At 73.3% G+C, this 1,163-nt stretch carries 1 protein-coding gene; it reads left to right on the top strand.

Going from position 1 to position 1,163, the window contains the following annotated elements; genetic code table 11:
• Window positions 1-20 precede the first annotated feature (20 nt).
• Window positions 21-1,163, top strand: a 1,143-nt coding sequence (locus IF89_RS0135475; RefSeq protein WP_158718146.1) for a hypothetical protein, incomplete at its 3' end; no start/stop codon positions are given.

The raw sequence follows: 1,163 nt of genomic DNA, 5'->3' as shown, positions 1-1,163 counted from the left end.
CGGGCACGGTCACCGAGACCGTGTACGACCCCGAAGAGGGTGCTACCGGGCTGGTCGTGTCGCAGAAGACCACCGGCCGGGACGGCAAAGTCCTGCAGGAGACCTCGAACACCCCTGACAAGGACCGCCGCAGCATCGCCCACACGGTCACCCGGACTGCAGACAGCGCCGGGAAGCTCGCCGCCCGCGAGCAGACGGCGTTCACCTACGACGGGTACGGGCAGATTGCCTCCGGGACGGTCAGCTGGGCCGACGGCGCCGGACAGGAGGGCCGGGGCGAGGGGCCGGGCGAGCTGAAGACTGAGGTCAGCCGGACCGTGGAGGGCGGGCGCCTGACCGAGACCACCACCGTGGCGCCGGGCACGGACGCGGAAACGGTGACCTCGCGCGTGATAGACCTGGCCACCGGCGCCGTCCTGCAGGAGACCGGCCCCGGCGGCCGGGTCACCGCACGCACCGAGTACGACCACCAGGGCCGGCCCACCGCGCACACCCTCCTGCCCAACTCCGGCAAGCCCCAGACCACTGCCTTCTCCTACCCCGCGCCTGCGGTGACGGTGACGGCAACCCCCGACGGGCGGCGGGTGACGGAGACCCTCGACGCGCTGGGGCGGCCGCTGCGGACCGCGGACAACTACCGCGACGGCGCCTACGCCAAAGAGCCCGACGCCGACGGTGCGCGGGTGCTGGCCGCAGCCGACTACTCCCAGTGGGCCCACTACAAGGTCACCACCACCGACCAGGCCGGACGCAAAACCGTTGCCTCCACCGACCCGTGGGGCCACACCAGCAGCGTGACCGGCCCCGACGGCACCACCGTCAAGACCGCCTCCGACATCGTCGGCGAGGCGGTCGCGCAGGGCGTCCTGGGCGCAGGCCAGGAGGATGCCCCGCTGGCGGATGCGCGCGCGGTGTCCGTGCAGGACGCCGACACCGCGGCCCGGACCACCTCGGCGAGGGTGGTCTTCGCCGACGGCACCCCCGCCGCCGCCTCCACCGCCCAGACCGACGCACTCGGGCGGACCCTGACCTCAACCAGCGGCGAAGTCACCGCCACCCCCTCCTACGGGCCTGGCGGCATCCCGCACAGCACCGTGCTGAACCCGGCCGCACCGGATGTGTATCCGGGGCAGGAGTTCACCGCAGCCCTGACCCGCGACCTC

The sequence above is a fragment of the Streptomyces sp. NRRL F-2664 genome (assembly GCF_000719345.1).
Taxonomy (GTDB): Bacteria; Actinomycetota; Actinomycetes; order Streptomycetales; family Streptomycetaceae; genus Streptomyces.
The sequence above is the reverse complement of the archived record's forward strand: the minus strand, read 5'-3'. Positions and strand labels throughout refer to the sequence as shown.